The following is a 26,582-nucleotide window of genomic DNA, read 5'->3' as shown; positions in this document are numbered from 1 at the left end:
TGTCACTTACTATTATATCACCACTATGTTCTATTGTCCACCTCAATTACTTGCGTAAATTCGGTGGACGTGGCATTCATCTCCCGCCTATAGAGGCAGGGAGTCTTCTGCCACATTAAGATAAAAAAAGCAGGCTGCCCCTGTGATACGCAAAATATCACTCAGACAGCCTGTCCATTATTTCATTATTTCATTTTATCCGGTTTATACCGTTAATCATCCAGATGCTTCAGCACCAGCGAGCTCAAAGCAAACAAGGCAAGCGCATTCGGTATAACCATCAGGTTATTGAACATATCCGCCAGCTCCCAGACCAGATCATTGGACAGGCAGGAGCCAAGGAAAACGAAAATAATTGCCACAAAGGAAAAGACCTTTGCCGCCCGTGCACCAAAAAGATAAGTCACGTTAATTTTGGCAAACAAATTCCAGCTGAGAATGGTGGAAAAAGCGAAAAACAGCAGGCTGACCGCGATAAAAACGCTGGCAATGCCGTTGCCGAAGACGCTGGCAAAGGCCAGCTGCGCCATGTTTGTCTTGCTGACTCCCTCTGCCGTCCCGGAGGCAAGAATACCGCCATCAGTATACAGGGTAGATATAACCACCAGAGCCGTCAAGGTCAGCACGATAAAGGTGTCAACAAAAACACCTACCATAGCGGTAATCCCCTGCTCATGAGGATGCTTGACATTCGCCAGGGCATGGGCATGTGGCGTAGAGCCCATACCTGCCTCATTGGAGAACAGTCCCCTCTTGGCACCCTGGCTGATGGCAGTCTTCAGGGCCGCACCCCAGCTGCCACCCAAAAGAGCCTCGGGATTGAAGGCATAGTAGAAAATCATGCCAAAGGTATCAAGAATATGGTCATAATTCATCACCAGCACCAGAAGGCAGCCGGTAATGTACAAAAGAGCCATCAGAGGCACCAGCTTCTCCGTAATGGCGGCAATCCGCTTGACGCCCCCCAGGAAGACAAAACCTGCAATGGCCGCCACAATTACACCGATGATCCATGCCGGTACGCCAAAGGCCATGCTGCTGGTCTCACCGATGGAGTTGGACTGCACCATGCAGCCCATAAAGCCCAGTGCCAGGGTAATGGCAATAGCAAAGAACACAGCAAGCACCCTGCCAAGAGCTCCCGGAAACGCCTCATGGATATAGTAGACAGGGCCGCCATGGACGCTGCCGTCAGCCTTTTTGATGCGGGTCACCTGCGCCAGCACCGCCTCTGCATAGATAGTAGCCATGCCGAAGAAGGCAATCACCCACATCCAGAAAATAGCCCCCGGGCCGCCGGTCAGGATAGCACCACAGGCGCCTACGATATTGCCTGTGCCCACCTGTGCCGCAATGGCCGTTGCCAGAGCCTGAAAGGAGCTCATCTGCCCTTCCTTGGCCTTGCCGTTAAAGGAAAAATTGCCGAACACCTTCCGCATACCATCCCCAAAGCAGCGGATTTGTACAAACCTGGTGCGGATGCTGTAGAACAGCCCCACACCAATCAGCAAAAACACTAGAATGTAATCAGACAGATACGCATTCACCATCTGGACTACCGGCAGCAAATCATTAAACATAAAAACCACATACCTCCTATTTTATCTCCTTGCATAAAAAAACAGGTGCCTTGACACAGGTCAAGAGCACCCCGGAGCACAGGACTAAAAGCGGCACAAAAAAGCCGCCATAGCTCTGTCTTTTTACCTGAGAGTTTCAGCCCTGAACGAGCCTTGCACCTTCGGTACCCAATTTAATGGAGTTCTCCAGAGTTTCCTCCTCTGCCAGTCTTTTTTACGAAATTCTGGCAAATTCTTCGGAATTATCAGCGATAATTATATTATCACAAAACCATATAAAGGTCAACATGCCCACATACTAATAATCAAAAAAAGAAGCCTGTAACCAACGCTACAGGCCCCTTGTATCTATATATCGTTCTATTTCAGCTTAGAACATATCATGCTCAATCATGTACTCAGCAATCTGCAGGGCATTCAGGGCAGCCCCCTTCCTGATCTGGTCGCCGCATACCCAGAAGTTCAGTCCGTTGTCAATGGAATAATCCTTGCGGATACGGCCTACCTCTACATCATCCTTGCCGGAGGTCTCCAGAGGCATCGGATAAACCTGCTCATCAGGATTATCGGTCAGGGTAACGCCAGGGAAAGCAGCCAGCACCTCACGGGCCTTCTCCACGGAAATCTCATCCTCGAACTCTACATTGACGGACTCAGCATGGCTTCTGTAAACAGGCACGCGGACAGTAGTAGCGGTGATGCGCAGGGAATCATCGCTCATGATCTTCTTGGTCTCGTCGATCATCTTCATTTCTTCCTTGGTGTAGAGATTCTCCTTGAAGACATCAATCTGAGGAATCAGGTTGAAAGCAATCTGATAATGCTTTGCCAGGGATGCGCCAGGCAGAATGTTGGCAACAACCTCCCTGCCCTCGTTGATAGCCTTTACCTGCTCCTCCAGCTCAGCCATAGCTTCCTTGCCGCCGCCGGAAACAGCCTGATAGGTGGAAACCACGATGCGCTTAATCTTGGACACATCATACAGAGGCTTCAAAGCCATAACCATGATGATAGTAGAGCAGTTCGGGTTGGCAATAATGCCCTTGTGGCTGGCAATAGCCTCAGGATTTACCTCAGGAACTACCAATGGCACCTCAGGATCCATGCGGAAGGCACTGGAATTATCAATAACAACGGCACCAGCCTTTACAGCAGCCGGAGCAAAAGTCTTGCTGGCAGCACCACCGGCAAAGAGAGCAATATCCACACCCTCGAAAGAAGCATCAGTAGCCTCCTCCACAGTGTACTCCTTGCCCATGAACTGAATCTTCTTGCCCGCGGAACGCTTGGAAGCCAAAAGCTTCAGCTCTGCAAAAGGAAAATTGCGCTCCTCAATCAGATTCAAAAATTCCTGGCCTACCGCACCGGTAGCACCCAAAATAGCAACATTGTACTTCTTCATATTCTAAACATCCTTTCAATGCTTGATATCATAAACGCCCTTGCCCTGCCAGCTTAGTCCATTACCTTGTCAAGGCCTACTACCAGGCCGCTGAGGCCGCGAACCTTCTTGCAGGCCAGGCACACACCCGGCATAAAGGACTCACGGTTCAGTGAATCATGGCGGATAGTCAGCGTCTGCCCCAGGCCGCCGAAAATAACCTCCTGATGAGCCACATAGCCCGGCAGGCGCACGCTGTGAATATGCATGCCGTCCACGTTGGCACCACGGGCACCGGCAACCTTCTCCGTTTCCTCAGGGTTGCCCTGCTGATGCTTCGCACGCACCTCGGAAATCATGGCAGCCGTCTGCAAAGCCGTGCCGGACGGAGCATCCAGCTTCTTGTCATGATGCAGCTCAATAATCTCCACCTCAGGCATATACTTGGCAGCCTGCTTTGCCATCAGCATCATCAGCACAGCACCGATAGCAAAATTCGGGGCGATGAACACAGGGGTATTGTGCTCCTTTGCCAAAGCCTCCAGCTCAGCCTTGGCCTCATCAGAAAGACCGGTGGTGCCGATAACCGGGGATACTCCCTTTTTCACAGCCAGCACTGCATTGCCATACACAACATCCGGGCGGGTAAAATCAACCATTACCTCCGGCTTGGTCTCATCAATAGCCTTGGCCAGGTCATCAGCAACGATTACGCCGCTCTTGCCCATGCCAACCAGCTCACCGGCATCTGCCCCGGCCACAATATCAACTGCACCTACCAGCTGCAGCTCAGAATCCTCCATGACAGCCTTTACCACTGCCTGTCCCATCCTGCCGCAGGCACCGCTAACCAGAACCTTAATCAAAGTCAACGCCTCCAAACAACATTATTTAGTCAAATTTCAGATACCACTATATAATAAAGGAAATAAGCCGAATATGCAAGCTTTTTTCTAAAAAAATCCACCATAAAATTACAAAAGTCTATATCTAGGCAACTTAATGGTGGAAAATTTGCAGCTTCAGCAAAAGAAAAACGACCGCACATTCCTGCACGGCCGCTGATTTTCTTTAATGCTGTTATACAAGTGAAGCTCAGATACCAGCCTGCTGCTTCAAGGCCTCAGCCTTGTCAGTATGCTCCCAAGGCAGGTCGATGTCGGTACGGCCAAAATGACCATAGGCAGCAGTCTGGGCATAGATAGGACGGCGCAAATCCAGCATCCTGATGATACCGGCCGGGCGCAGATCGAAATTCTTCTGTACCAGCTCCTCCAGCACCCGGTCATCCACCTTGCCAGTACCAAAGGTATCAACCATGATGGACACAGGGGTAGCCACGCCGATAGCATAAGCAAGCTGCACTTCGGCACGCTCTGCCAGGCCGGCAGCCACAATATTCTTTGCCACATAACGGGCAGCATAAGCGCCGGAGCGGTCAACCTTCGTTGGATCCTTGCCGGAGAAAGCGCCGCCGCCATGACGAGCCATGCCGCCATAGGTATCAACAATAATCTTGCGCCCTGTCAGGCCGCAGTCCCCCTGAGGGCCGCCGATAACGAACTTGCCGGTAGGGTTGATGAAATACTTGGTCTCCTCGCTAAGAAGCTCCGCAGGAATAACAGCATTGATGACATGCTCAATCAAATCCTTGCGAATCTGGTCAAGGGTGACGTTCTCATCATGCTGGGTGGAGATAACAATAGTATCAATAGCTACAGGCTTGCCGTTCTCATAGGCAACAGTTACCTGAGTCTTGCCATCCGGGCGGAGATACGGCAGGGTGCCGTTCTTACGCACCTCGGTCAGGCGGCGTGCCAGGCGATGTGCCAGCGCGATTGGCAGCGGCAGGAACTCAGGCGTCTCATTGGTAGCATAGCCGAACATCATGCCCTGGTCACCGGCACCGGTAGCCTCTGCCTCGTCCAGGTCACCTTCCCTTGCCTCCAGAGCCTTGTCAACACCCTGGGCAATATCAGGAGACTGCTCATCAAGGGAAATCAAAACACCGCAGGTATCAGCATCAAAGCCGAACTTAGCACGGGTATAGCCGATCCTGCGGATGGTCTCCCGGGCAATCTTGGCAATATCCACATAGCACTTGGTAGAAATCTCACCGGCAATATGAGCCTGACCGGTAGTCACCAAGGTCTCGCAGGCCACGCGGCCATAAGGATCCTTTTCAAGAATTGCATCCAGAACACTATCAGAAATCTGGTCTGCAATCTTATCAGGATGCCCCTCGGTAACAGACTCAGAAGTAAACAATAAACGTTTTGCCATAAAAAATGCCTCCTCTTTCATCAAGAAAAATTAATTTGATAGAAATGAAATATGAAGCCATACAGTAATTTATCTCTAGCTTGTCAGCTTAGCAACTTATCCGTTCAGGGATACACACAGCCCTGTTTTTAGATAATAAAAAAACTCTCCACAATGAGAGAGTTCACATTTCTCTCATCTTTCAGGCACAGCCTACAGGAATTAGCACCGTTTCGTCCACTCACATGGACAATGGTTGCCGCGGCTTCATAGGGCCAGTCCCTCCACCGCTCTGGATGAGTTCATATTTCGTTGTATGCTCTGTAAAGCATGAGTACATGATACATTAAATTAGCCATCTTGTCAATGGGGAAATCAATAAAATTGAATTTTCCATACTGCCAACGTAACTATTGATATAATTTCACTCAAATGCACCAGTGCAAAATGCTGCCGAATCCCCACTAATATCAAATATATGCAAAACAGCTGCGGCCTATACAGCTGTTTTGCACAGGCTGTTCATGAATGCTTCTTTTGTATGGATACACTTACGCCACAACGCTTGCACTCCAGCTTATCAGCATCCGCAGGCACTATGGTATCACCGCAGGCGCACATATATCCCTTTATCTGGGCAGGATTGCCATACACTACAGCGTAATCTGGCACATCTTTGGTAACAGTAGAGCCTGCCCCCACAAAAGCATTACGCCCCAAGGTAGTACCGCATACTATTGTAGCATTAGCCCCGATGCTGGCACCTCTCTTGACCAATGTTTTCTTATAATCCGCTGCAGTATTACGAGGGAATTCACATCTAGGAGTCCGCACATTGGTAAACACCATGCTAGGGCCGCAGAAGACATAGTCCTCCAGCTCCACCCCTTCATACACGCTGACATTATTCTGTATCTTCACCTTATTGCCAATCATGACATCATTACCCACAAAAACATTCTGCCCCAGATTGCACCCGGAGCCTATTTCTGCCCCTTTCGAGATATGGGAAAAATGCCATATTTTCGTTCCCTCACCAATGCTTACACCATCATCCACATAAGATGATTCATGAACAAAAAACTTATTTTCCTGCATAAATAACACCGCCTTAAAATATTATTTAAATATTGCTTAATTCATTTATATTACGCTACATCTTTACCAAATTTTACTGCTAAAAATTATTATAAATGAATGTCACATTGCTACTTTCATTTTCTAAAAAAACAATTAACCACAGTATAAAAGCAATAACTAAAAATATTGTTTTAGTCAAGTTATGCTTTATTACAGTTTCATATCTGTCTAAAATGTTTTGAAATTTTTTCATTAACCAAAGTCCATCCTTTCCATCCAAGATGCATAACATCACAATAAAAGTATGGCTCATACTCATATTCTCGCAAATCTAGATATGGTATCCCCCATTTATCTGTTTCTTTTTGTAAATAATCATATAAAGCTATTCTCTTTACTCTATCTAAACCTCGATAATCATAATACAGTCCATTTGTCGACATGAACACAAAATAAGGTTTTATAACACTTGTATTTGACATTTCTAATAAAAAATTAAAATCATCAATCTCTCTAGAATTCAATAACTCCTCATTCTTTGATATATTAGCCAAACTGTCAAGTCTATTAGCTATATATTTTGTATAGTATTCATCATAGACAAACAGGTTATTATTTGTACAAGCTTCTTCACCTTGCAAACTAGCTTTTTTCATAGCTTCATCCCAATTTATATATTTAACTGTTGAGGTTTCTTCTGTATCCTTCAAAAACCTATACGCCCTATACTTATCTTTTAAAACCAATAACCTATATTTAAGTTCATAATAAGGATAAAAAATTAGTTTTAGAACATCATTCACCACTGTTTTATCTTTGTAAATTAATGACAAAAACCTACTTTCACCATTTGCTTTATCATCATCCAATAATTCGTATAACCTTCCACATACATATTTCTTAGATGTATCGGCTATGCAATCATTGCGAAGAAATGTCAAAAATTGCAGCTCAGAAAAATTAGATTGAAAGCCTTTTTTATCTATATCACTCCCTTCAAACCATTGAGGCGATACGATTAAAGCAATTTTATTAACAGAATCATCTTTTCTTAAAGCTCCTAACATAATTCCATCTAATAGGCATTGCTGATATGCGTGCCCAATTTTGTTAATATTAGCAGGCAATTCGTTATTAGGGTAAAGATTTATTGGATTTTGTTCTACTGGTGCCGACAGTTCACTGGAGCCTATTAACAACAAATCACCTTTCTTTAATGAGCGCTGCAATAAATACATCCCACTATCTTTTCTGATGTTACTATCAAGATTAACATGCTTATCATCCAATATTGCAAGTTCCCAATCCAACCACATTGTACAACTGCACAATATTACAGCAACTGCTATTACCACTATGCCAATAATATTTAAACATTTATATATTTTTCTATAGTGATGCATCCTTAATTCCCCTGTTCTCTAAAAATTTAGTCAATTTTTCTACAGAAGCTATATCATCTCTTTTGAAGTCTGTTGGTTGTAACCTAATCCCCGTCCTTGCCTCTATTTGAACAATTACACTTATAACTGCCAAAGAATCCAAAAGACCTGCTTCAAATAAGTCTAAATCACTATTTTCACTCAATCCCTCCATCTCACTCACTTGCTCTAAAATTTCTACGGCCATAATCTTGTAATCCAATTTAATTCCTCCTTACTTAAATAAATATCCTGAAAATATTAACATACCAAATGCTATAAAGTGAAAACATACTATCCTGCTTACAGTGTTATACCACGGTAACTTTATATGTTCCCTATATGTTTTGGATTTCACGTATATATCACTTAACACCAGCATAACCCCCTGATATAAACCATATAATAGATAATATACCGTAAAACCATGCCACATTCCCATGGTAAACATCGTTACCATATATGCAAATCTCACCGCCGTTGTCTGCTTTTTTATAGCTCCACCACGTAACAAATTTAAAACTATCCGCGAAAACAAATAATCTCCAAACCATCTTGACAGTGATATATGCCATCTATCCCAAAATTCTTTCATGTTACGTGCCAAAAAAGGCTTGTTAAAGTTTTCCGGTAATGTAACACCAAGTAGATAACCTGTACCAATCGCCATAAGAGAATATCCGGCAAAATCAAAAAATAAATACAACGTATATGAATACATGTATTCTATAGATGATATGCCCGTTACTACTGTAGGAATCTTACTAAGCCAAAACTGATTTATAAACTCTGCCAAAGAAAATTTATAAATAACACCAATACATATTTTTTTACATCCTGGCAAAAAATATTCATAAAAATACAATCTCCCTGAAAGCTTATCGGTAATCTCATCCGAAAATCTCCTGTATCTATCAATGGGACCAGAACTTAAAGAAGGAAAAAATAATACAAAATATATGACATTAAACCAATTTAAATTATCTAAATGTCCGTCATGTATTTCTATTACCAACTGCCACATTCTAAATCCAAAATATGAAATACCAAGAAATGCTAAAGATGGAAAAGCAAAAATGCCTGCCACTTTACATTCAAAAATTGGAAATATCAATAATATTAACGTTGCATAGTATACCCAATTTTTTTTATATACATTATGCAATTTATAATATATCCATAATATTAATAATTCTCCGCTTACTATTACGATAAAGTTTTGAAAATGCTCCCCTATAAGCAAATATAACACTGGAACACTAATGACCATTCCATAGAAACGAATGCCTTTACCGATGCAACCAAGTATTACAGCTGGAATGAGAATTAACGCAAAAACATATAATGCGAGACCATCACCATACTCATTTATGATCACTATTAATCCCCTCCAGTAACATTTTTCTATCAATCTTACCATTAATATTCAATGGTAACTCATCCATAAAAATAATTTTTTTAGGAACCATGTATGCTGGAAGTTTATGAGCCAAATCATGCTTTATTCGTATACTCATTTTTAAGTCGTTTTCTTTTTGCCCATCACACAAGACCACAAATGCACACAAAAAAATTACCTTATTGTTCTCCTTTACTGGAACTACACAGTTGGAAGAAATATAATCTAACTTCTGTAAATTAGCCTCTATATCATTCACTTCTATTCTGTACCCATTTAGCTTTATTTGAAAATCTTTCCGCCCCACATAATATAATAATCCATCTCGCATATAAACTAAGTCTCCAGTATTATATCTCCTCAAACCACAAGTATCCGTTGAAAATACCTTTTCTGTTTCACTTGAACTATTATAGTACCCTCTAGCAACAGAATGGCTACTTATGTATAATTCACCAACTACATCACCCAATTCACTTACATAGTCTTGCTTTATTTCAATTTCTCCATCATCTATTAGATAACCTATTGGCAATTCCTGATCTGGCATAAGCATTTCTGCTGTTATTTCACAAGCACTTATAGCAACCGTGGCCTCAGTAGGTCCGTATGCATTTATAAGTTTTGCATTTTTATACCAAACTAACAAATCTTTCGCTAAATCTTTGGTAAGCACTTCTCCGTCAAAAATTATTTCCTCAATGCTAGAACGCGTAAGTTCTAAAAACTGCTGATCATACATACACATTTTCATAAATGACGGCGTTGAAATCCAAATATTTGGCTTACATTTCTCAATATATTCATCTAGCAATGTAAAATTACTAGACATTTCTTTATCTATATTGACTAAATAATTCCCAAGCGGAAGACAAACATACAAACCAATTACTGATAAATCAAAAGAATACGGTGCTTGATTAATAGTAGCCTTGTTTATCATATATGGAGAAAAATACTTACTAAACCAAGTAGAAAAATTGACCAAATTCCTTTTACATATAGGAACCCCTTTCGGTTCTCCGGTACTTCCTGACGTAAACAAAATATAACAAATATCTTCATCCTTTACCCAGCTAGAGCTTTTTACCCCCCGTAGAACATATTTTCTTTGTAAATTTCATATATCTCCTTACTGGAAATGCAATTCTTCCATACATCCGAGACATCAGAAAAATTTATTACAACATCTGCCTCAACCGCAGTAGCTATTTTTTTCAACCTCTCAACAGGATATAACGTATCTACTGGAACATACGGGATACCAATTTTTAGTGCAGCATGCATACACGGAATTATATCAATTTCTTTATTACCATATATTACAATTGGTTTCTTATCCCACCCCTTTGCTATAAAATATGCACCTATACATTCAGAACGCTTCCATAACTCTTTATACGTTATAGACTCATTTTTATAACGTACAGCGACTGTTTCATTTTCCTTTAACTTTTCTAACTCATCTAATAGCCACATATAAACTCCTCCTTACAACAGTATTTATATCCTCTCTATAATTACAACTTTCTTTCCCTCACCTCGAAAAACTCATAGAAAATAAACTATAATCTCTACCAAATCACTGGACATGTGTTTTGTTTTATGTTATAATAAACTAAAAAAAGCGTTAGGTGGTGACTGATTTGAATAACATAACTAATAATCCCCACTGGCAGGAACTAATCGAAAAAATCCAGCAAATGACACTCATGGATGATGTTTTCTTTAACAGTTTCATGGATAACAACTTTGGTGCTATGGAGTACATTCTCAATATCATCATGAACAGGACTGATTTAAGAGTCAACCACATCCAAGCTCAGCATAGTGTTCCCAACCTCTATGGCCGCAGTGTCCGCTTTGATGTATTCGCCACTGACCAATATGGGAACGAATACAACTTCGAGGTACAAAATGCCAATGACGGAGCAGAGCCCAAAAGAGCCAGATATAACATTGATATGCTGGACTTCAGAAAACTGAACGCTGGCGATGACTTTGACAAGCTGCCAGAGACTTATGTCATCTTCATCACAGCCAAGGACGTCCTGGGCTACGGATTGCCGATATACCACATCGAAAGATGTATCATGGAAGTCAGCCAGCAGTTCAACGATAAAGCCCATATAATCTATGTAAACGGCGAAAACACTGATGACACCCCATTAGGAAAATTGATGCAAGACTTCAAACAGCCTGATGCGGACAAAATGCACTCCAAACTATTATCTGACAGGATGAAATACCTGAAATCAACTAAAGAGGAGGTAACCAAAATGTGCAATATCGTAGAAGAATACTCTGCCAAAAAATTTGACGAAGGCATGCGTATAGGTGAACATAATGCTTTATTAAAAAGCATTAAAAACCTTATCCAAAAGAAACAATATTCTCCTTTAGAAGCCATGGAAGCCATTGGCATTGACAAATCACAGTACAATTTATATATGGCATTGTTATGACAACTGATGCAAATACCTATCCACCATCTATAGCCGCATTTTTGCGGCTGTTTTACTGCAAAGATTTGTAGAGATTGACCAGCTTCTGAACCTCTTTATTCCATGAATATTTATTTTCCACAGCCTTACGCCCCATTATCCCCATTTTCTGTGCCATTTCTTTATCATTTACCAATTGCAAAATAGCACGCCTTGCAGCATCCAAATCACCGTATGGCACACAAATGCCAGCACCAGTTTCTTTTACCAACTCACGCCACAGCGGAAAATCCGAACACACAAAAGGCAATCCGGCAGCCATATATTCATACATTTTTACAGGCTTAGATACCTTATATCTTTCCAGTGGCTGCAACAAAACAAGGCCAACAATAGCGTTGCTATACATCACATTAACTTCTTTTCTATCAAGTTGCCCTAAATATTTGACATTTCTCCCTTCGGAAATCACCTGCTTTATTACATCATCGCATGGCCCAGCCAAAACTAATTGAACATTATCAAGCTCATTCACTGCTTCTACCATGAATCTTCCGCCGCGAAGTTCATCTAATCCGCCAGCATAGCAAATATTAGCTGAACGTTCCTCAAAGGGCTTCGTCTGAAACACAATATCATCCAGTTTAGGATAATTATTTATAACCACAACATTTCTTGTTCTTCCAACAAATTTTTCAGCTATTGCCGGAGTTGCCGTAACAACCGCATCAAATTTGGACACCGCATAGCTTTCATAAGCCGTATATAACTTTGATACAATCCATCTAAACGGTACCGGAATCCAGTACTTTGACATAATCTGTTCCGGCACATCTTCATGACTGTCAAATATTACCTTTTTCCCAGCCTGCTTCAATTTGATGCCATATGGCAGCAACTCCGGATCATGGAAATGATATATATCACAATCCAACTCTCTAGCCGTCTCGTATACTTTTCTGGCAAAGCCCCCCATACGCGCCCTGCGCCCTACCGGCTTCTCACCACACCCTACGACATGTATACCATCATACTCCCTGCTCACACCAGCTGCAACCAGCGACACATCATATCCAGCCTCTCGAAGGGAATGACACATCTTCATAAAAATTCTCACATCATTCCATTCATGAGCGGAAGTCATGTGACATACTTTTATCACTCGTCCCATACAATTCATCACACTTTCTGACTTAAATACTGCTTTTCCCATACTGCTAAATTATATAATCGCCATCTCAATCGCAAGGATAAAGATGCCAGTTCAGGAATCTCACTTACTAAATTTCTTATTAAGCGAGATTGATTCACACATTCCTGCATATCTGCTAAATATCTTTCCAGCCATATTTTTTCTGGTGCTTCAAAACCAAATTTATTTTTTCGCCATGCTATTGATTTCGGAATAAATTTTTCAGCCAAATGCCGCAAACACTTCTTACTCCATCCACCTGCAACTTTCATTTCAAATGGCAACTGTATAGCTTTTTGTACATATACATGATCTACATAAGGACATCTGGCTTCTATCGAGAAATACATTGAATTGCGGTCTTCATACTTAAGCAAATGCGGTAACTGGCTATCAGTGATTTCATCAATTTGCAGTTGCAGCATATCCTTACTTTGCTCAAAATATTGACTACTAGACTTAAAAAGCATTTCCAGATACTCTTTTTTGATAAAATGTAATCTTTTTTGCAAGACAGACTTTCTAATTGGAAGACAACCAAAATAGAAAATATACTTTATTAAAGTGATCACATTCAGCTTTGAATTTTTACAAATATCTCTATATGCTTTTACTGCAGCAATAAATTTACCTGATTTCAGCAAAGAAAAAATGTATGTCACATAATATCTTTCATATCCCAAAAGTGTCTCATCGCCCCCCTGACCATCGAACATTACTTTAATACCACATTCTTTGGCTTTTTTCATTACACAATACTGCATAAAAACTGATGGTGAGCCAACAGGTTCTGCCTGACAGCGAAGCATTTCCTGATGCTCAGCTAAAAAATCATCATAATCAGGGCACACTACATTCCAATCCATGCCGGAGTACTCTGCCACCTGACGAGCTAATTCACTTTCATCATTTTCCTTTAACTCTGATTGCGCTGTCACAGCAGATAACTTTTGACCAACTCCATCGATTTTATGCTGAATGGCTCCAGCCAAAGTAGAAGAATCCAATCCACCTGACAAACAAGAACCAATCTTTACATCACTTCGCAAATGTATCAGTAAATTTTCATCAAATACATCTTCAAATGCAGTATTATCATTTGTTGAATTAATTTCCGAGAACAAATCATAATACTTCACTATAGAAAAACTTTTTGTTTTTAAATCATATTCAATATTGCAGCTACCAGGTAACTGATAAATATCCTTAAAAAAACAGTCCTTACCATTATCGTCACAGCTGATAGCCAAATATCGCATCACAACATCATAATTCACCTCTGCCGAAACGCCAGCGGCTAGCAACGCAGGTATTTCAGAAGCAAATATAAATCTACTAGCATCGCTATAGTAATAAAAAGGTTTTATACCAAATCTATCCCTGCTAAAAATTATTTTCTGCGCATTTTTATCATACAAAGCCAATGCCCACATACCACGCAATTTCACAAAAACTTCCTGTCCCCATTGGGCATAGCCATGCAAAATCACTTCAGTATCCGTGCCAGTTTTAAATACATGTCCAATTTTCTTTAATTCATTGCGCAATTCTACATAATTAAAAATCTCACCATTAAAGACAATAACATAATTTTCATACATCATTGGCTGATGCCCCAAGGCTGATAAATCAAGGATGGACAATCTGCGATGCCCTAAAAAAATATCACCTTCTTCAAAAATTCCTTCGTCATCTGGACCTCTATGGGCAATAGAATCTAGCATATCTCGCATAACATTTTCTGAAGTACGCTTGCCAACAATGCCACATATTCCACACATAAGCATCTCACTCTTTCTAAAAAGCCACATAAAATTATAGTTCAGAATAACTTTTTAACAATACCTTTTCCTGACACTCCCATGATAAATCAAAAGCCATCTTTCTAGCGTTTTGCCCAAATTTATTATAAGCAGCTTCATCTATACTTAATAAATAATCAATTTTTTTGTTAAACGCATCCACAGACAATTCATCTAACACAACGCCAAAATGATAATTGTTGTTCAATGAAACAAATTCATACAAATTGGTCAAAACCATAGGGAGTCCGGCCATAGCATATTCAAACAATTTGTTGGGAAGTGAATAGTAATACGACAAGCAAGTGTTTTCAATACATACTAATCCATAGTCTGCACTGATTGTATACATCCATAAATCTTCCGGCAAAACCGCATCGTGATAAAAAATGTTGTCAAACATCTCAGCGGCTTTTTTTATTCTCTCTTCCAACTCCCCATATCCCATAAACATTAGAACTGCCTTATTATCATTTCTTTTTTGAAAAGCCTCCAGCATATAATCAATTCCTCTACCTGAAGTAAGGCCTCCCTGATATAAAAATATTTTCTTGCCAAGTAGTCGTGCATCCTCTTTCGCAAACATGTTTTCTGTTCGCGGTATCTTCCTCCACCTAGGAACATTCATCACAACATAAGGCTTCCTTATACCATATTGATTTTTATACCATTTCGCAATACCATTACTTACAGTCATAACTACATCTGCTTTTTTGATCAATATACTTTCCAGCAATTTTGATGTCACACGCACAAAACGACTTTGTCCATCTTGTTCTGATTCAAGCTCATGGGCATCATACACAATCTTTTTGCATCGCAGGATTGATTTCAAAATATATCCCACTGGCAAAGCATTCAAATCATTGCAATGCACAATGTCCGCCTTGATTTCACATATTGCCCGTACACAAAACTCAATGTACTTTAACACCTGGACAGGAGGCAGCTTGCTCCAGGACTTAGAAACCAATTTTATTCTGTGTACTGCCACACCATCCATAACCTCATACTCAGCTAATCCTTCCCTGCCATCATGCAGGGCAATGACACTTACCTCATAACCTGCTTTACGCAATGTCTGAGTTTCCTTAATAACCCGTGAATCGTTTATATATGGGTTTAGTACAATAGACGTAACTTTTTTCATAGGTAAAATTCGCATCCTTTAAAAATTTAAATTTGCTTAACTAAATAGAATATTTTGTGCATTATAACTAAAGCTTTACAGAAAATCTATTCATCCAATTAGCAAAACTTATCATTTCCCAAAACTTGAAATCAAATGCTCTGTTGTTATTAAGAAAATCATGCCACAATCTAAGACAATTATTGTTTAGTAAACCATTTGATAATTCAATTGATTCCTTTAATTTTGTAGTAAAAAACTCACTATTTTCCCGCATCCAAACTTCTTCCGGAGTAACAAATCCTAACTTGGTCATACGCAATCTTACTTTTTGAGGCAATATATTCTTCATGCTTTCTCTTAAAACATTTTTTGTAATACCTTTAGATAACTTATAATCATCCGGTAATCCTAATATAAATTCAACTAATCTATAATCTAAAAATGGCAATCTTGTTTCCACTGAATGTGCCATGGAATCCCTATCTGCATAATGTAATAACATCTGCAAATTGCTTGCCATCAATTCAGAATATGATAACTCACGAAGTGATGTTGTTTTTCGGCCAGTATAAATATTGGGACTGATTTCATCTACTCCGAGACCGTCAATATTTATCCAATCAGGTCTATTTCCACCTCCGCTATATATACGACGCAATTTATTCAATCCATACTCAGGTAAAATATTAGATAATATACCTTTAATAACAAAGCTTAATCCATAACCATGAATTCTTGTACAAGCTTTTATTTCCGTTAGTAACTTTATAAAGTGCATATTTCTAAATAATCCTGCAAATTGTACACCAAAGGAATTATGATATCCAAGCAAAGATTCATCTGCTCCTTGACCATCCAGCATGACGGTCAATCCTCTGTTATGAGCTTCCTTGTATACCTGCCACTGTGCATATATGCTGGTGGAACCAAAAGGTTCTTCCATATGCCAATTAATATCATCCAGCATGTCAAAAAGTGTGCCAAACTCAGGATACACATAATACCCGTTAATTTTGCGTTCTGACAAAACAGCATCAATATACTCACTCTCGTCATACCGTTTTACTTTTGCTCCAGCTGATACTGTATACTGAATATTGCTTTTACCTGACTGACTCAATAAATCATTAATAATGCAAACAATACTGGAAGAATCCAGTCCCCCTGACAAGCAAGAACCAACCTGTACATCTGACCGTAACCTCAAAGAAACCGCATCAATAAGTAAATTCCTAAACTCATCAGCTGCTTCATCAAAACTTCCCTTAAATTCTTTGCATTGCAGCTCATACCAAGAATACACAGTCAGCTTTTCACTAAAACTATCTAACTCATCTAGGTTCAATTCGACAGCCTCTCCACGCCGAATTTGATAAACACCTGAAAACATTGTTTCATCTGTATGGTCAAACTGCCCCCATACCAAGAAATCATATGCTCGCTGAGGATTTAACTTTGCCTGCCAACCATCCAATACTGTAAACTGTTTGATTTCAGAAGCAAATGCTAATACTCCATCAGAGGAATGCCAATAATATAGAGGTTTTACTCCAAATCTATCCCTGGACACAAAAATCTTTCTGCAAACTATATCTAACAAAACAAACGCCCACATGCCATTAAAGTGAGCAAGACAATCCTTGCCCCAATAATCATAAGCAGCCATAATAACTTCGGTGTCTGTATTACTGCGAAATATATAGCCAAAATTTTCGAGTTCTTTTCGTAATTCTACATAATTGTAAATTTCTCCATTGTATGTAATCCAATACCTGTTATCCAGATAGGACATTGGCTGTTTTCCAGCATTAGATACATCCAAAATAGACAATCGTCTATGCCCTAGATGCCACTTGTCAGATTCAAAATACTCATGTCCAAAAGCATCCGGCCCACGATGTATAATAATATCTGTCATTTTTTGTATATTTTGTTTTTCGATACTATGCATTGAAAACAGGGCTGCTATTCCGCACATTTCTCTTTCCACCTTTGTTACATTAAAAATAAAAAAGTTAAAATTCCAATAGCTGTTTATACAATTCCACATGCCATTTTTCTACAAAACTGCTATTATGCCAAAGTACAACGAAAGTTCCGTCATATTTACGACAATGTTCCTTCAATACTGTACAACGCGGCAACATATCATACATTGGCAAATTCATTAAATCATCATACCACAAGGTACAATCCATAATTTCTAACGGATATTCTTTTAATTTATATCTTTCCTGAGTGATAACGTTATATACAGGATACTCATAGCATATGCCGCAACGAAATCCTATATGCTCCGCATAACTTAAAGTAGCATCATATTCTAGATTAGCTTCTTCATATGCCTTCCACGTTATTGGTGCACGCCACGATAAATAATGTTGCCTGCCACCAAATTTTTCTATTTGCAAAGACTCTGCTTCTAACATCTGACGCAATTTATCTGTATCATCTCGTACTAAATTTATATTGTTATAACTTCCATAACCTGGATGAATCCCAATATAGTGCCCTCTAGCAATGATGTTTTTTATTATTTTTACTACCGGATTATAGAAAATATCATAATTGCCATCAATTTTACTCCGATGCATGGCTGTCATAAAATAAAAATTACTTTTTATACCATATTTGTCACTTAAATCCATTATTAGCTCAAAGGTATTTAATAAATCATTATCAAAAACATCATGCTTCTCATCCACAAATGATATAAACTTTCTTTTAAACAAACATATATCATGCCGCTTTATTAAATCCCCAGCTAATGTTTTAAGTTTTTGCAAGCCATTTAAACATAAAGAATAAAATGGATTATCAATATCATGAGTTGCCATCACATTAAACGTTCTGCTGCTTCTTGGAATTTGTGGAATAAACCTCTTTAGCCATTGCCATAAAATTTCCAAATACTCATTTATAATAGGACGTTCCAAAAATCCCTCTTGATACGCAAGAGATGCTTTTGCTGGAAATCTGTCATACTCATCTTTATCATCTTTTACAACTTCCTCATACCGTGTCAACATAAAAAATGCCGAGCCAAAAATATCCAAGAAACACATCTTGCCATCTTCTGAAAAAATATCTTTGATGCCTTGCCTGCCATAAATTACTGGCAAAATTTTTTCTACTGCAGCATCTTTTAGAGCATCTGGTAATTCAATCTTTTGTAATGGTTGCTTAGGCAAAGATTCCTCTTTTAACCAAATACTTTCATCCATTTGGAAGAAACTGTCATCTATAAAAAAGTAATTGCCTTCTACCTCAAGGGCAAGGTTGTCACGTTCTTCATACACAATCTCATATTCAAGTCCCCAAAAATAACTAAATACAACATCATATATATATTCTCTATCCTTAATATGATTGTTTTTTGTATGAATAACTACCATCATTCTTCCTCCACAGATTTTTCAGCAAAATTTGCATATTCTCAAATAGATTTAACATCTCTAAAACATATTTATTCCATCAATGCTTGCAAAAACTTTTGCGATAGCTTAGATATTTTATATTTTTTTGTATAGATTTTTTGTAGCGAATGGTATGATTTCTGAATAGTCCCGAAACTTCTAAATGTCTTATTAACCATAGGCAGCATAGTACCTTCAAAATCAAATTTTTTAGTAAGTTTAGCTGCTTCTTTTATCATATGCCATATAAGCAAATCCTGGGCAGCACTATTACGATATTCCGGGTTTCCTCCTCCGATTAAATAATAAGCACAATTTTCGTCATACACCATAAAACTCATACCATGCTGATTTCCATCAGAATCCTCTGCTATAAAGATTTTTCCAGCATTATGAGCAAAACATGCCTCACTGATTTGCTTAAACAAATCTAATGTATATGGAATCTTCATATTTTGACGATCAAATGTCATTTGGGCAAGTGAATATGCTAGCTCAATATCCAAACACTCTTTCACTATCACACTTTTTTCTGCTTTGCGAATATTCTTGCGCATATCAGATGCCATTTCTTTAAATATCTTTTCAATATCACTTAAATCCTCAATAACATATGTATACAGTGTGGTTTCCTCAAAACCTTGCCAATAAAATGGCAGCCAATTCGTAATACTGTAATCAAAACAAGCCGAAAAAATATCTGCCTTTGGGAGCTTTTCTATTAAAGTCTTTAATATTTCATTTTCATACCCAAGTTTTCTATCATACTTCTGCCCTGGCGGATATTTTATCCACGGTCCCAATTTTTGTGTCAAAATTGGCTGGCACAGATATGTAAATATATACCTTTTAGTAACCATATACGGCATAGAGGCAAATATTTCTCCACCTTTTTCTACAAGAACAACATCCCAATTATCTTCACCAGCAGTCGCATCCAACCACCAGTCTCTAGAAAAAATTGGTATTGATGTTTCTTTTTTGCATAATTGCCTATATTTTTCTTTATTATCCACAATAAACTCCTACCTTTGATACACTATCTAAAAAAGCTTACGCAAATTGCGTAATAATTTCCGTAAGGAAAACCTCATATATAACCTTATACGGCCATCTTTACACGCAATATACCGTTTTCCATTCTCTATATAAATATCTTCTGGTATGTGATTCTCTTTACATTCCTCCCAATCACCTATCCGCCAAGACATACCCAAAGCTGTAAATTTCGGTGGCACCAAGAAATCATAATGTGTATTCAATCCATGTAAAATATGCCATATTCTTTTTACAGACCAAAGCTTCCACTGAATAAAACACCTGGACTCACCTTGTTTCAAAAGTCTCGACCGAGGTGTACTGCTTTCCCGGCTTTGCTTTTTGCCCTTTGCTTTTCCTGCACGCAGCTGCGCTATAACATTCCTCAGCAAAACAACCCCATGAGATTGCAGGATTTGATTGTATCTTTCCAAAGGTTCGCCAAGTGAAATCTCACAAACAGATTGAGCTAAAACATCTCCGGTATCCTCACCTTCATCTATATAATGTACTGTGACACCAGGATGCAGCATCAGATCAGCATACTGCCAGATAGTAGGATCAGGACCTCTGTAAGCCGGTAGAAGTGATGGATGTAAATTAATTGTTCCCAATCTAGGAATGGAGAAAATATTTTCCCTTAATAACTGCGACATAGAAAAAACCACTATCAAATCTGGATTTAAGCCCTTGATCATCTCCGAAACATTGTTATGATTATTTTTATCTAAAAGCATATAAGGTATTCGTTTTTGTTTAGCATATCCTTTCAAATTCATATGCCACTTTATAATATTTTTGATAAAATCCAAAAATTCTCGTAGCAATCCAGCCTTGACTCCATTGCGAGGAGCACATTCTACAATCCCAACCACTTCATCCTGTGATTCTACCAAAGGCTTTACAATACAGGACAGCCCCATGGTAATTATAACTATGCGGAGTTTTTTGTTCATGCAGCAACCTCCACATAGCTACGCTGGGGCACAAACAATACACCACAATAGATTATCTCGTTGCCCTTGCCCCCCCCGAGTGGACATTAGGTATTATATTTTCTACCTTAATATGCTTTATTCCCAAAACGACTAACACTTTTATTCGCTCCTTAATAATAAAACCTGCTTTTTCAACACCACGTCTTGACGCTAAATTGTTTTCATTTACGGCAATTAATATCTCATCACTGGGATGTTCATTACAAACTCTGTGTAATACCTTGGGATATATACCATGACCTCTTGCACTACTTGCGGTTTCACACCAATGTATAAAAATCTGATTGGAAGACAATGGAATAGTATAAAAAGCATGTATAGCAGCAACACCATTAGACTTGGTCCATGTTCTATGCACACATTCACCGCCAAGATAAGCATAATATCCGATATCTCCATTATCCAAAAACTCTTTGAAGCATTTTATATATTGTTTTGATTGAAATGATAATGCATCATTTATATTGTCATAATTTACATGACAGATTTTTATATCCTTTTTATCATCAACGCACTGCACACTATGAGCATGATAGATACCCACTTCATCATATGTATAGATTCTGCGTTTGATTCTTTGCATAATTCCCTTAAAAATATGACTCACCCCTTGCCCATTTCATTGTAATCAGCATATTCCAAAAATGAAAAACAAAAAACGCCAAACCATAACCTATGACAGCTCCATCGCCTGTCTGACTAATACTAAATACAGCCATCATGCCGCCATAAATCATCGCACAACGCACCACTTGTATAATTAAATCCCATTTAAGCTTTTCTGCAACAGCAAACATACTGCTTAAAGGACTTGCAATAAATGACATGAAAAACATAGGGCATAAATATCGTATGTATTCTCCTGACATACGCCACTTTTCACCTAAAAAATACGGTAACACATCAGGCGCTGCTACAAATATAATAGGAAAAACAATGATTCCTATGCCGGTCAACAAGATACATGTTTTTTTATAAATGCCCCAGCATATATGTGACATGCGCCATTCTTCACTTGCCTCACGCATAAAAACATTACCAATAGCTGAACCGATTAATGAACTAGGAATAACCATAAATTTCTGCACCATGGCAAAATAGCCTACAACCTGCTGACCTGCCAAGCTTTGCAACAAAAATACTGGTAGTTGCAAAGAAAATACATTTATCATATGTCCTACAACCAAAAACTGGGGAAAATTTTTATACCGTACAGCTTGTTTTTTTATCAAATCAATTGATATACCACGAGGAAGCCAGCCTTTTTTCCAGCAATACCAAAATATGCCTCCTGCGCCTAATAATGGGCCTACTATCGTATTAAGCAGCAATCCTTTAGCCTCTGCATCATATATATAACCGTAACTATATGATGCACAAAAATTCCCCACACTATTTATTATTCCCGTCATTGGCATAATATTATACGCTTTCATTCTGTTCAGCCAAATACAGCCGACATTATACGAAAGACCTGCTATAATTGTGAATGGCATAAAATACAGCCACTCAACAATACCGCTGACATTAAGGGCAAAATTTATGCTATTTGAAAAAAATATGACTATCGTTTCAGCAACAAAGCATACTAATACTGATAAAAATATTGACATCACTACTAGGCTAAAGGCATCCTCATCCTTTTCTGGCAATAAAATAGCTAATTCATATCTTCCGGATGCCATTACGATAAGTATCCCTGTAATAGAGACATATACAGCCTGCAAGCCAAAGCTTTCTACTGAATACATATGCGTTAAAAAAGGCAATGTAACTACAGTAAACACCTGCGCTCCCGCTGTACCACAAATCAGTTTGGTAAAGCTCTTTACAAAATTAGTATCTGCTAATGCATTTAAAATTAGTTTTTTTATGAATCCTAACACTTTAACCACATATCCCAACTTGCCCAAATAAATACTATCCTAATTGCTTAAATGAGTTATCTAGTGATTTTCACAATGCATGAACTATCCATTTTCTTTCATTTATAAAACCTATAAATATGATCATCCAGATTATGTTTATTTACTAAATATTTATATTTGTCTTCCGGCGTGCTATTTCTTATAATAGTAATCATTTTTTCTAAAGTAACTATTTTAGCATGATGCGCATCCTGAAAGTTATCTTCATTATTTGTAATCTCATTTGGATACGCAAAATCCCACACCTCTCCAAAAGCAGCTACTGCCTCACGCAAAAAACGTTCATGGTTCTTTAGCTGTCCATAGCGTGCCTCCTGGTTCAGATATGCTGTAGTCACAGGAGGCATATATACGACAACATTCTTTCCTGCTAATGACGAAGCCAGTTTTTTTAATCGAATTGCACATTTCTCATCATAGGATTGACAAAAAAATTTCATATCATCATAAACCTTTAATTGACGTGCAATTTCTGAACTTTTTTCCTCATCATTAACATAAAACTTGTCTTTCACACGATATGACTGCAAATCTCCACCTTGCACCCTATATGCATCAACAAGCCTTTCAATTTCATCAGTATTTAATGGCAACACTGATTTGCGTGTTAATTCTATTGCATCATGGCTAAAAATATTGGTAAATTTGCTATCCAGCCTTCCAGCAGCATTTATGCAGTCATCTGCATTATCCAATTTTTCATTGCCAGCATCTAAGGGCTGAAAAAAAGACAGCTCAAGCCACACATTCTTTATCTCTTTAGATGAACAGCTCTGAGCAAAATTTAAATACTTTTCATAATCCTTATAATTGCCGCTGCTCACACCATAATTAAACCCATAGTCCGTACCTGTCCAGGCGGGATCTATATAAGTGGTTCTGCTACTGCCCAAAAACAACGTATCTATAGGTAAAGGCGCATGAGAAGCCAAGTAATTTGTTTTCTGCCGCCGCTCATTAAAACCAATGTAATACCCATCTGGATGAAAAGGATGATTCCACTGCATATTTACATCTACCCGCCACACATTTATCGCTGGCAGTATTACGGCAAAGAACATAGGCAGAAAAAATATTATTTAACAGATATTCCCATGCACACCAGCCACCTGGATAGCCTGTCCCTGGCTCTCAGACTCAATTGGCAATGTAGCAAATAATTAAACACCACAGACAACAGCAGCAGCCACACATAATGGACATTCCAGTATGCATAAAAAGTTAAAGATGCACATATCAACGCAACTTTCCCCAGCCGTCTATCACATCTAGTTATAAACAGCCAGGTAAAATAAGTGGCTGGCAAAAAAAGCAAGATAAAAATAAATGAATTAAATAACATCTCTTATATCCTTGTTATATCCTTGCAGACAAGCTCTCAACCACAGCCCGTATATCCTCATCCTTCACCCAGGCACTCATAGGCAGGCTCATAACTTCCTTGGCCACCTTTTCAGCAATAGGCACACTGCCGGTTCCCTGCTGCAGATAATCAAACATCGGCTGCTGATTCAGTGGAATAGGATAATGCACCGCAGTAGGTATACCAGCTTCCTTCAATTTTTCCTGCACGGCCTCCCTATCCTGCACCCGTACCGTATACTGTGCATATACTGATGTATTATGCGGCTCTATATAAGGCACGATTATCCCCGGCACATTTCCCAGCATTTCACTGTACCTTGCACCAATCTCACCACGCAGCCTGACCTCGTCAGCAAAGATTTCCAGCTTTGCCAGAAGCACCGCTGCCTGCAAGGTATCAAGACGGCTGTTCAGCCCCATACGCACATGGTGATACCGCCGGTCCTGACCATGCTTGTGAATCATGTCCATCGCCTTTGCCAGCTCATCATCATTGGTAAAAACCGCACCACCATCGCCATAGCACCCCAGCGGCTTAGTAGGGAAAAAGCTGGTGCAACCGATGGTAGACAAGCCGCAGGAGCGGCGTCCCTTATAAGTAGCACCGAAGCTCTGTGCTCCATCCTCAACAACAGGCAGATTATATTTTTCTGCCACAGCATTGATAGCATCAAAATCAGCACACTGGCCATAGAGGCTCACCGGCATAATCGCCTTTGTCTTATCAGTAATTGCCGCCTCTATCCTTGCAGGATCCAAGTTATACGTCATCTCATCAATATCTACAAAAACCGGAGTTGCTCCCAGCCTGGCAATGACCTCACCAGTTGCCACATAAGTAAATGCAGTGGTAATAACTTCATCACCGCGACCTATGCCCAACCCCATCAAGGCAATCAGCAGGGCATCCGTGCCATTGGCACAGGCAATACAGTGCTTCACTCCCACATAATCAGCCAATAGCTCCTCCAGCTCTTTAACCTCCGGCCCCAGAATATACTTGCCATGAGCGAGTACATTCGCTATACGCCTGTCCAAATCAAGCTTGATTTTCTCTTGCTGAGTTGCTAAGTCTATAAATGGTATCATAATTTTTACTCTCCTTTACTTCGCAATAATTTGCATATTTGTGCATGTTATGATTTTTGCCGCTACCGGCATTATTACCACAAAACCATTGGACATGTGTTTTGTTTTGTGGTATAATAAAATAAAAAGGCGTTAGGTGGTGAATGATTTGAATATTATGCTCAAGAATCCCCGCTGGCTGGAATTGGTCGAAAAGATTCAGCAAATGACACTCATGGATGATGTGTTCTTTAACAGTTTCATGAATGAAAATTTTGATGCAATGGAGTACATTCTCAATATCATCATGAACAAAACTGATTTAAAGGTTAGGCGAATTCAAACTCAACATTGTGTTCCCAATCTTTATGGGCGCAGTGTTCGCTTTGACGTATTTGCAACAGACCAGTACGGACGCGAATACAACTTTGAAGTGCAGAATGCCAATGATGGTGCAGAACCTAAGAGAGCCAGATACAACAGTGACATGCTGGACTTCCGAAAGCTGAACGCTGGCGATGGCTTTGACAAACTTCCAGAGACTTATGTCATTTTCATTACAGCCAATGATGTACTTGGCTATGGACTGCCGATATATCATATAGAAAGATGTATCATGGAAGTCGGCAGGCAATTTTGCGACAAAGCCCATATTATCTATGTCAATGGCGAGAATACTGATGATAGTCCGCTAGGCAGATTGATGCAGGACTTCAAGCAGCCTGATGCGGATAAAATGCACTCCAAACTATTATCTGACAGGATGAAATACTTGAAATCAACGGATGAGGAGGTAACCAAAATGTGCAATATCGTAGAAGAATACTCTGCCAAACGATTTGATGAAGGCGTGCGCGTAGGTGAACGCAGAGGCGAACGTAGAGGTGAACGTAGAGGTGAACGTAAAGCTATTTTACAGCACATAAAAAATCTTATGAAAACAAAACATTTTTCAGCTACAGAGGCAATGGAAGCTCTGTGCATAGATAAAGCACAACACAGTAGATATCTGGCATTGCTGTAACGTAAAGAACTTAACAATCATCTCCACAGCCGCAGAAATGCGGCTGTTTTTT

The 26,582-nt window shown here is 39.4% G+C and carries 23 protein-coding genes, 1 pseudogene and 2 riboswitches; of the genes and pseudogenes, 2 read left to right on the top strand and 22 right to left on the bottom strand.

Annotated features, from left to right (window positions below; translation table 11 throughout):
• Positions 1-212 precede the first annotated feature (212 nt).
• The 11 genes and pseudogenes from FYJ84_RS11815 to FYJ84_RS11770 all read right to left on the bottom strand — a co-directional run bounded on the left by FYJ84_RS11815 (position 213) and on the right by FYJ84_RS11770 (position 10,602).
• A complete protein-coding gene (locus tag FYJ84_RS11815) occupies positions 213-1,580 on the bottom strand; it encodes an alanine/glycine:cation symporter family protein (RefSeq protein ID WP_154407811.1) in 1,368 nt (455 codons plus the stop codon).
• Positions 1,581-1,685: 105 nt separating this feature from the next.
• A riboswitch (glycine riboswitch) is annotated at positions 1,686-1,780 on the bottom strand.
• A gap of 170 nt (positions 1,781-1,950) precedes the next feature.
• Positions 1,951-2,982 carry an aspartate-semialdehyde dehydrogenase gene (locus FYJ84_RS11810; protein ID WP_154407810.1) on the bottom strand — a complete coding sequence of 344 codons (1,032 nt, stop codon included), beginning with the start codon at positions 2,980-2,982 and terminating at the stop codon, positions 1,951-1,953.
• Positions 2,983-3,035: 53 nt separating this feature from the next.
• Positions 3,036-3,827, bottom strand: coding sequence for a 4-hydroxy-tetrahydrodipicolinate reductase (gene dapB / locus FYJ84_RS11805; RefSeq protein ID WP_154407809.1), 792 nt, complete (start codon positions 3,825-3,827; stop codon positions 3,036-3,038).
• A gap of 229 nt (positions 3,828-4,056) precedes the next feature.
• Positions 4,057-5,244 carry a methionine adenosyltransferase gene (metK, locus tag FYJ84_RS11800; RefSeq protein ID WP_154407808.1) on the bottom strand — a complete coding sequence of 396 codons (1,188 nt, stop codon included), beginning with the start codon at positions 5,242-5,244 and terminating at the stop codon, positions 4,057-4,059.
• Positions 5,245-5,415: 171 nt separating this feature from the next.
• A riboswitch (SAM riboswitch) is annotated at positions 5,416-5,526 on the bottom strand.
• Positions 5,527-5,745: 219 nt separating this feature from the next.
• Positions 5,746-6,321 (bottom strand): acyltransferase, encoded by a 576-nt coding sequence (locus FYJ84_RS11795; protein ID WP_154407807.1) that lies wholly within the window; start codon positions 6,319-6,321, stop codon positions 5,746-5,748.
• Positions 6,322-6,521: 200 nt separating this feature from the next.
• Positions 6,522-7,706 (bottom strand): D-alanyl-lipoteichoic acid biosynthesis protein DltD, encoded by a 1,185-nt coding sequence (dltD, locus tag FYJ84_RS11790; RefSeq protein WP_154407806.1) that lies wholly within the window; start codon positions 7,704-7,706, stop codon positions 6,522-6,524.
• Positions 7,693-7,947, bottom strand: a complete 255-nt coding sequence (locus FYJ84_RS11785) for a phosphopantetheine-binding protein (RefSeq protein ID WP_205764236.1) — start codon at positions 7,945-7,947, stop codon at positions 7,693-7,695. Before FYJ84_RS11785 ends, dltD begins: the two co-directional genes overlap by 14 nt.
• A gap of 12 nt (positions 7,948-7,959) precedes the next feature.
• Positions 7,960-9,102 carry a D-alanyl-lipoteichoic acid biosynthesis protein DltB gene (gene dltB / locus FYJ84_RS11780; RefSeq protein ID WP_205764235.1) on the bottom strand — a complete coding sequence of 381 codons (1,143 nt, stop codon included), beginning with the start codon at positions 9,100-9,102 and terminating at the stop codon, positions 7,960-7,962.
• A complete protein-coding gene (locus FYJ84_RS14920; RefSeq protein ID WP_328596387.1) occupies positions 9,089-9,454 on the bottom strand; it encodes an AMP-binding enzyme in 366 nt (121 codons plus the stop codon). The genes dltB and FYJ84_RS14920 overlap by 14 nt, the downstream gene beginning before the upstream one ends.
• Before the next feature lie 93 nt (positions 9,455-9,547).
• Positions 9,548-10,195 (bottom strand): annotated as a pseudogene (locus FYJ84_RS14915) (AMP-binding protein); the annotation flags it as partial.
• Between the two features lie 14 nt (positions 10,196-10,209).
• Positions 10,210-10,602, bottom strand: coding sequence for an AMP-binding protein (locus FYJ84_RS11770; protein WP_154407803.1), 393 nt, complete (start codon positions 10,600-10,602; stop codon positions 10,210-10,212).
• 167 nt (positions 10,603-10,769) lie between these two features.
• On the opposite strand from FYJ84_RS11770, the gene FYJ84_RS11765 reads away from it, so the two are divergent.
• On the top strand, positions 10,770-11,588 hold the full coding sequence (locus FYJ84_RS11765; protein WP_154407802.1) for a PD-(D/E)XK nuclease family transposase: 819 nt from the start codon (positions 10,770-10,772) through the stop codon (positions 11,586-11,588).
• A gap of 52 nt (positions 11,589-11,640) precedes the next feature.
• Here FYJ84_RS11765 and FYJ84_RS11760 read toward each other — a convergent pair whose 3' ends face one another.
• The 11 genes from FYJ84_RS11760 to FYJ84_RS11710 form a co-directional block, all read right to left on the bottom strand.
• The gene (locus FYJ84_RS11760) at positions 11,641-12,780 is read right to left on the bottom strand and encodes a glycosyltransferase family 4 protein (protein WP_154407801.1); all 1,140 of its coding nucleotides are present in this window, start codon (positions 12,778-12,780) and stop codon (positions 11,641-11,643) included.
• Entirely contained in the window at positions 12,747-14,540 is a 1,794-nt protein-coding gene (asnB, locus tag FYJ84_RS11755) for an asparagine synthase (glutamine-hydrolyzing) (protein ID WP_205764234.1), read from the bottom strand. The genes FYJ84_RS11760 and asnB (FYJ84_RS11755) overlap by 34 nt, the downstream gene beginning before the upstream one ends.
• A gap of 34 nt (positions 14,541-14,574) precedes the next feature.
• A complete protein-coding gene (locus FYJ84_RS11750; RefSeq protein WP_205764233.1) occupies positions 14,575-15,711 on the bottom strand; it encodes a glycosyltransferase in 1,137 nt (378 codons plus the stop codon).
• A 67-nt stretch (positions 15,712-15,778) separates the two neighbouring features.
• Positions 15,779-17,671, bottom strand: a complete 1,893-nt coding sequence (gene asnB / locus FYJ84_RS11745; protein WP_154407798.1) for an asparagine synthase (glutamine-hydrolyzing) — start codon at positions 17,669-17,671, stop codon at positions 15,779-15,781.
• A 37-nt stretch (positions 17,672-17,708) separates the two neighbouring features.
• Positions 17,709-19,091 carry a polysaccharide deacetylase family protein gene (locus FYJ84_RS11740; protein WP_154407797.1) on the bottom strand — a complete coding sequence of 461 codons (1,383 nt, stop codon included), beginning with the start codon at positions 19,089-19,091 and terminating at the stop codon, positions 17,709-17,711.
• A 68-nt stretch (positions 19,092-19,159) separates the two neighbouring features.
• Positions 19,160-20,125 (bottom strand): GNAT family N-acetyltransferase, encoded by a 966-nt coding sequence (locus tag FYJ84_RS14910; protein ID WP_205764232.1) that lies wholly within the window; start codon positions 20,123-20,125, stop codon positions 19,160-19,162.
• Positions 20,126-20,152: 27 nt separating this feature from the next.
• The gene (locus tag FYJ84_RS11730) at positions 20,153-21,103 is read right to left on the bottom strand and encodes a methionyl-tRNA formyltransferase (protein ID WP_154407796.1); all 951 of its coding nucleotides are present in this window, start codon (positions 21,101-21,103) and stop codon (positions 20,153-20,155) included.
• Positions 21,104-21,155: 52 nt separating this feature from the next.
• The gene (locus tag FYJ84_RS11725) at positions 21,156-21,728 is read right to left on the bottom strand and encodes a hypothetical protein (protein WP_154407795.1); all 573 of its coding nucleotides are present in this window, start codon (positions 21,726-21,728) and stop codon (positions 21,156-21,158) included.
• A gap of 7 nt (positions 21,729-21,735) precedes the next feature.
• Positions 21,736-23,058, bottom strand: a complete 1,323-nt coding sequence (locus tag FYJ84_RS11720) for a lipopolysaccharide biosynthesis protein (protein ID WP_154407794.1) — start codon at positions 23,056-23,058, stop codon at positions 21,736-21,738.
• A 71-nt stretch (positions 23,059-23,129) separates the two neighbouring features.
• Positions 23,130-24,080: a hypothetical protein gene (locus FYJ84_RS11715; protein WP_154407793.1), complete on the bottom strand. Its 951-nt coding sequence runs from the start codon at positions 24,078-24,080 to the stop codon at positions 23,130-23,132.
• A gap of 349 nt (positions 24,081-24,429) precedes the next feature.
• Complete coding sequence (locus FYJ84_RS11710; RefSeq protein WP_154407792.1) at positions 24,430-25,527, bottom strand: DegT/DnrJ/EryC1/StrS family aminotransferase; 1,098 nt, start codon at positions 25,525-25,527, stop codon at positions 24,430-24,432.
• A 157-nt stretch (positions 25,528-25,684) separates the two neighbouring features.
• On the opposite strand from FYJ84_RS11710, the gene FYJ84_RS11705 reads away from it, so the two are divergent.
• The gene (locus FYJ84_RS11705) at positions 25,685-26,530 is read left to right on the top strand and encodes an Rpn family recombination-promoting nuclease/putative transposase (RefSeq protein WP_235901456.1); all 846 of its coding nucleotides are present in this window, start codon (positions 25,685-25,687) and stop codon (positions 26,528-26,530) included.
• Positions 26,531-26,582: the final 52 nt, after the last annotated feature.

The organism is Anaerovibrio slackiae (assembly GCF_009695585.1).
Taxonomy (GTDB): Bacteria; Bacillota; Negativicutes; order Selenomonadales; family Selenomonadaceae; genus Anaerovibrio; species Anaerovibrio slackiae.
Note: the sequence above shows the minus strand (reverse complement) of the source record. Positions and strands in the feature narration are given on the sequence as shown.

Coding starts and splice junctions, on each gene's coding strand:
- FYJ84_RS11815 (WP_154407811.1), bottom strand. CDS start 1,580: ATGTTTAATGATTTGCTGCCGGTAGTCCAGATGGTGAATGCGTATCTG.
- asnB (WP_205764234.1), bottom strand. CDS start 14,540: ATGTGTGGAATATGTGGCATTGTTGGCAAGCGTACTTCAGAAAATGTT.
- FYJ84_RS11705 (WP_235901456.1), top strand. CDS start 25,685: ATGCTCAAGAATCCCCGCTGGCTGGAATTGGTCGAAAAGATTCAGCAA.
- asnB (WP_154407798.1), bottom strand. CDS start 17,671: ATGTGCGGAATAGCAGCCCTGTTTTCAATGCATAGTATCGAAAAACAA.
- FYJ84_RS11740 (WP_154407797.1), bottom strand. CDS start 19,091: ATGATGGTAGTTATTCATACAAAAAACAATCATATTAAGGATAGAGAA.
- FYJ84_RS11770 (WP_154407803.1), bottom strand. CDS start 10,602: ATGTGGCTATTAGATGAGTTAGAAAAGTTAAAGGAAAATGAAACAGTC.
- FYJ84_RS11730 (WP_154407796.1), bottom strand. CDS start 21,103: ATGAACAAAAAACTCCGCATAGTTATAATTACCATGGGGCTGTCCTGT.
- FYJ84_RS11750 (WP_205764233.1), bottom strand. CDS start 15,711: ATGAAAAAAGTTACGTCTATTGTACTAAACCCATATATAAACGATTCA.
- FYJ84_RS11715 (WP_154407793.1), bottom strand. CDS start 24,080: ATGCAGTGGAATCATCCTTTTCATCCAGATGGGTATTACATTGGTTTT.
- FYJ84_RS14920 (WP_328596387.1), bottom strand. CDS start 9,454: ATGCGAGATGGATTATTATATTATGTGGGGCGGAAAGATTTTCAAATA.
- metK (WP_154407808.1), bottom strand. CDS start 5,244: ATGGCAAAACGTTTATTGTTTACTTCTGAGTCTGTTACCGAGGGGCAT.
- FYJ84_RS11795 (WP_154407807.1), bottom strand. CDS start 6,321: ATGCAGGAAAATAAGTTTTTTGTTCATGAATCATCTTATGTGGATGAT.
- FYJ84_RS11710 (WP_154407792.1), bottom strand. CDS start 25,527: ATGATACCATTTATAGACTTAGCAACTCAGCAAGAGAAAATCAAGCTT.
- dltD (WP_154407806.1), bottom strand. CDS start 7,706: ATGCATCACTATAGAAAAATATATAAATGTTTAAATATTATTGGCATA.
- FYJ84_RS11760 (WP_154407801.1), bottom strand. CDS start 12,780: ATGGGAAAAGCAGTATTTAAGTCAGAAAGTGTGATGAATTGTATGGGA.
- FYJ84_RS11725 (WP_154407795.1), bottom strand. CDS start 21,728: ATGCAAAGAATCAAACGCAGAATCTATACATATGATGAAGTGGGTATC.
- FYJ84_RS11810 (WP_154407810.1), bottom strand. CDS start 2,982: ATGAAGAAGTACAATGTTGCTATTTTGGGTGCTACCGGTGCGGTAGGC.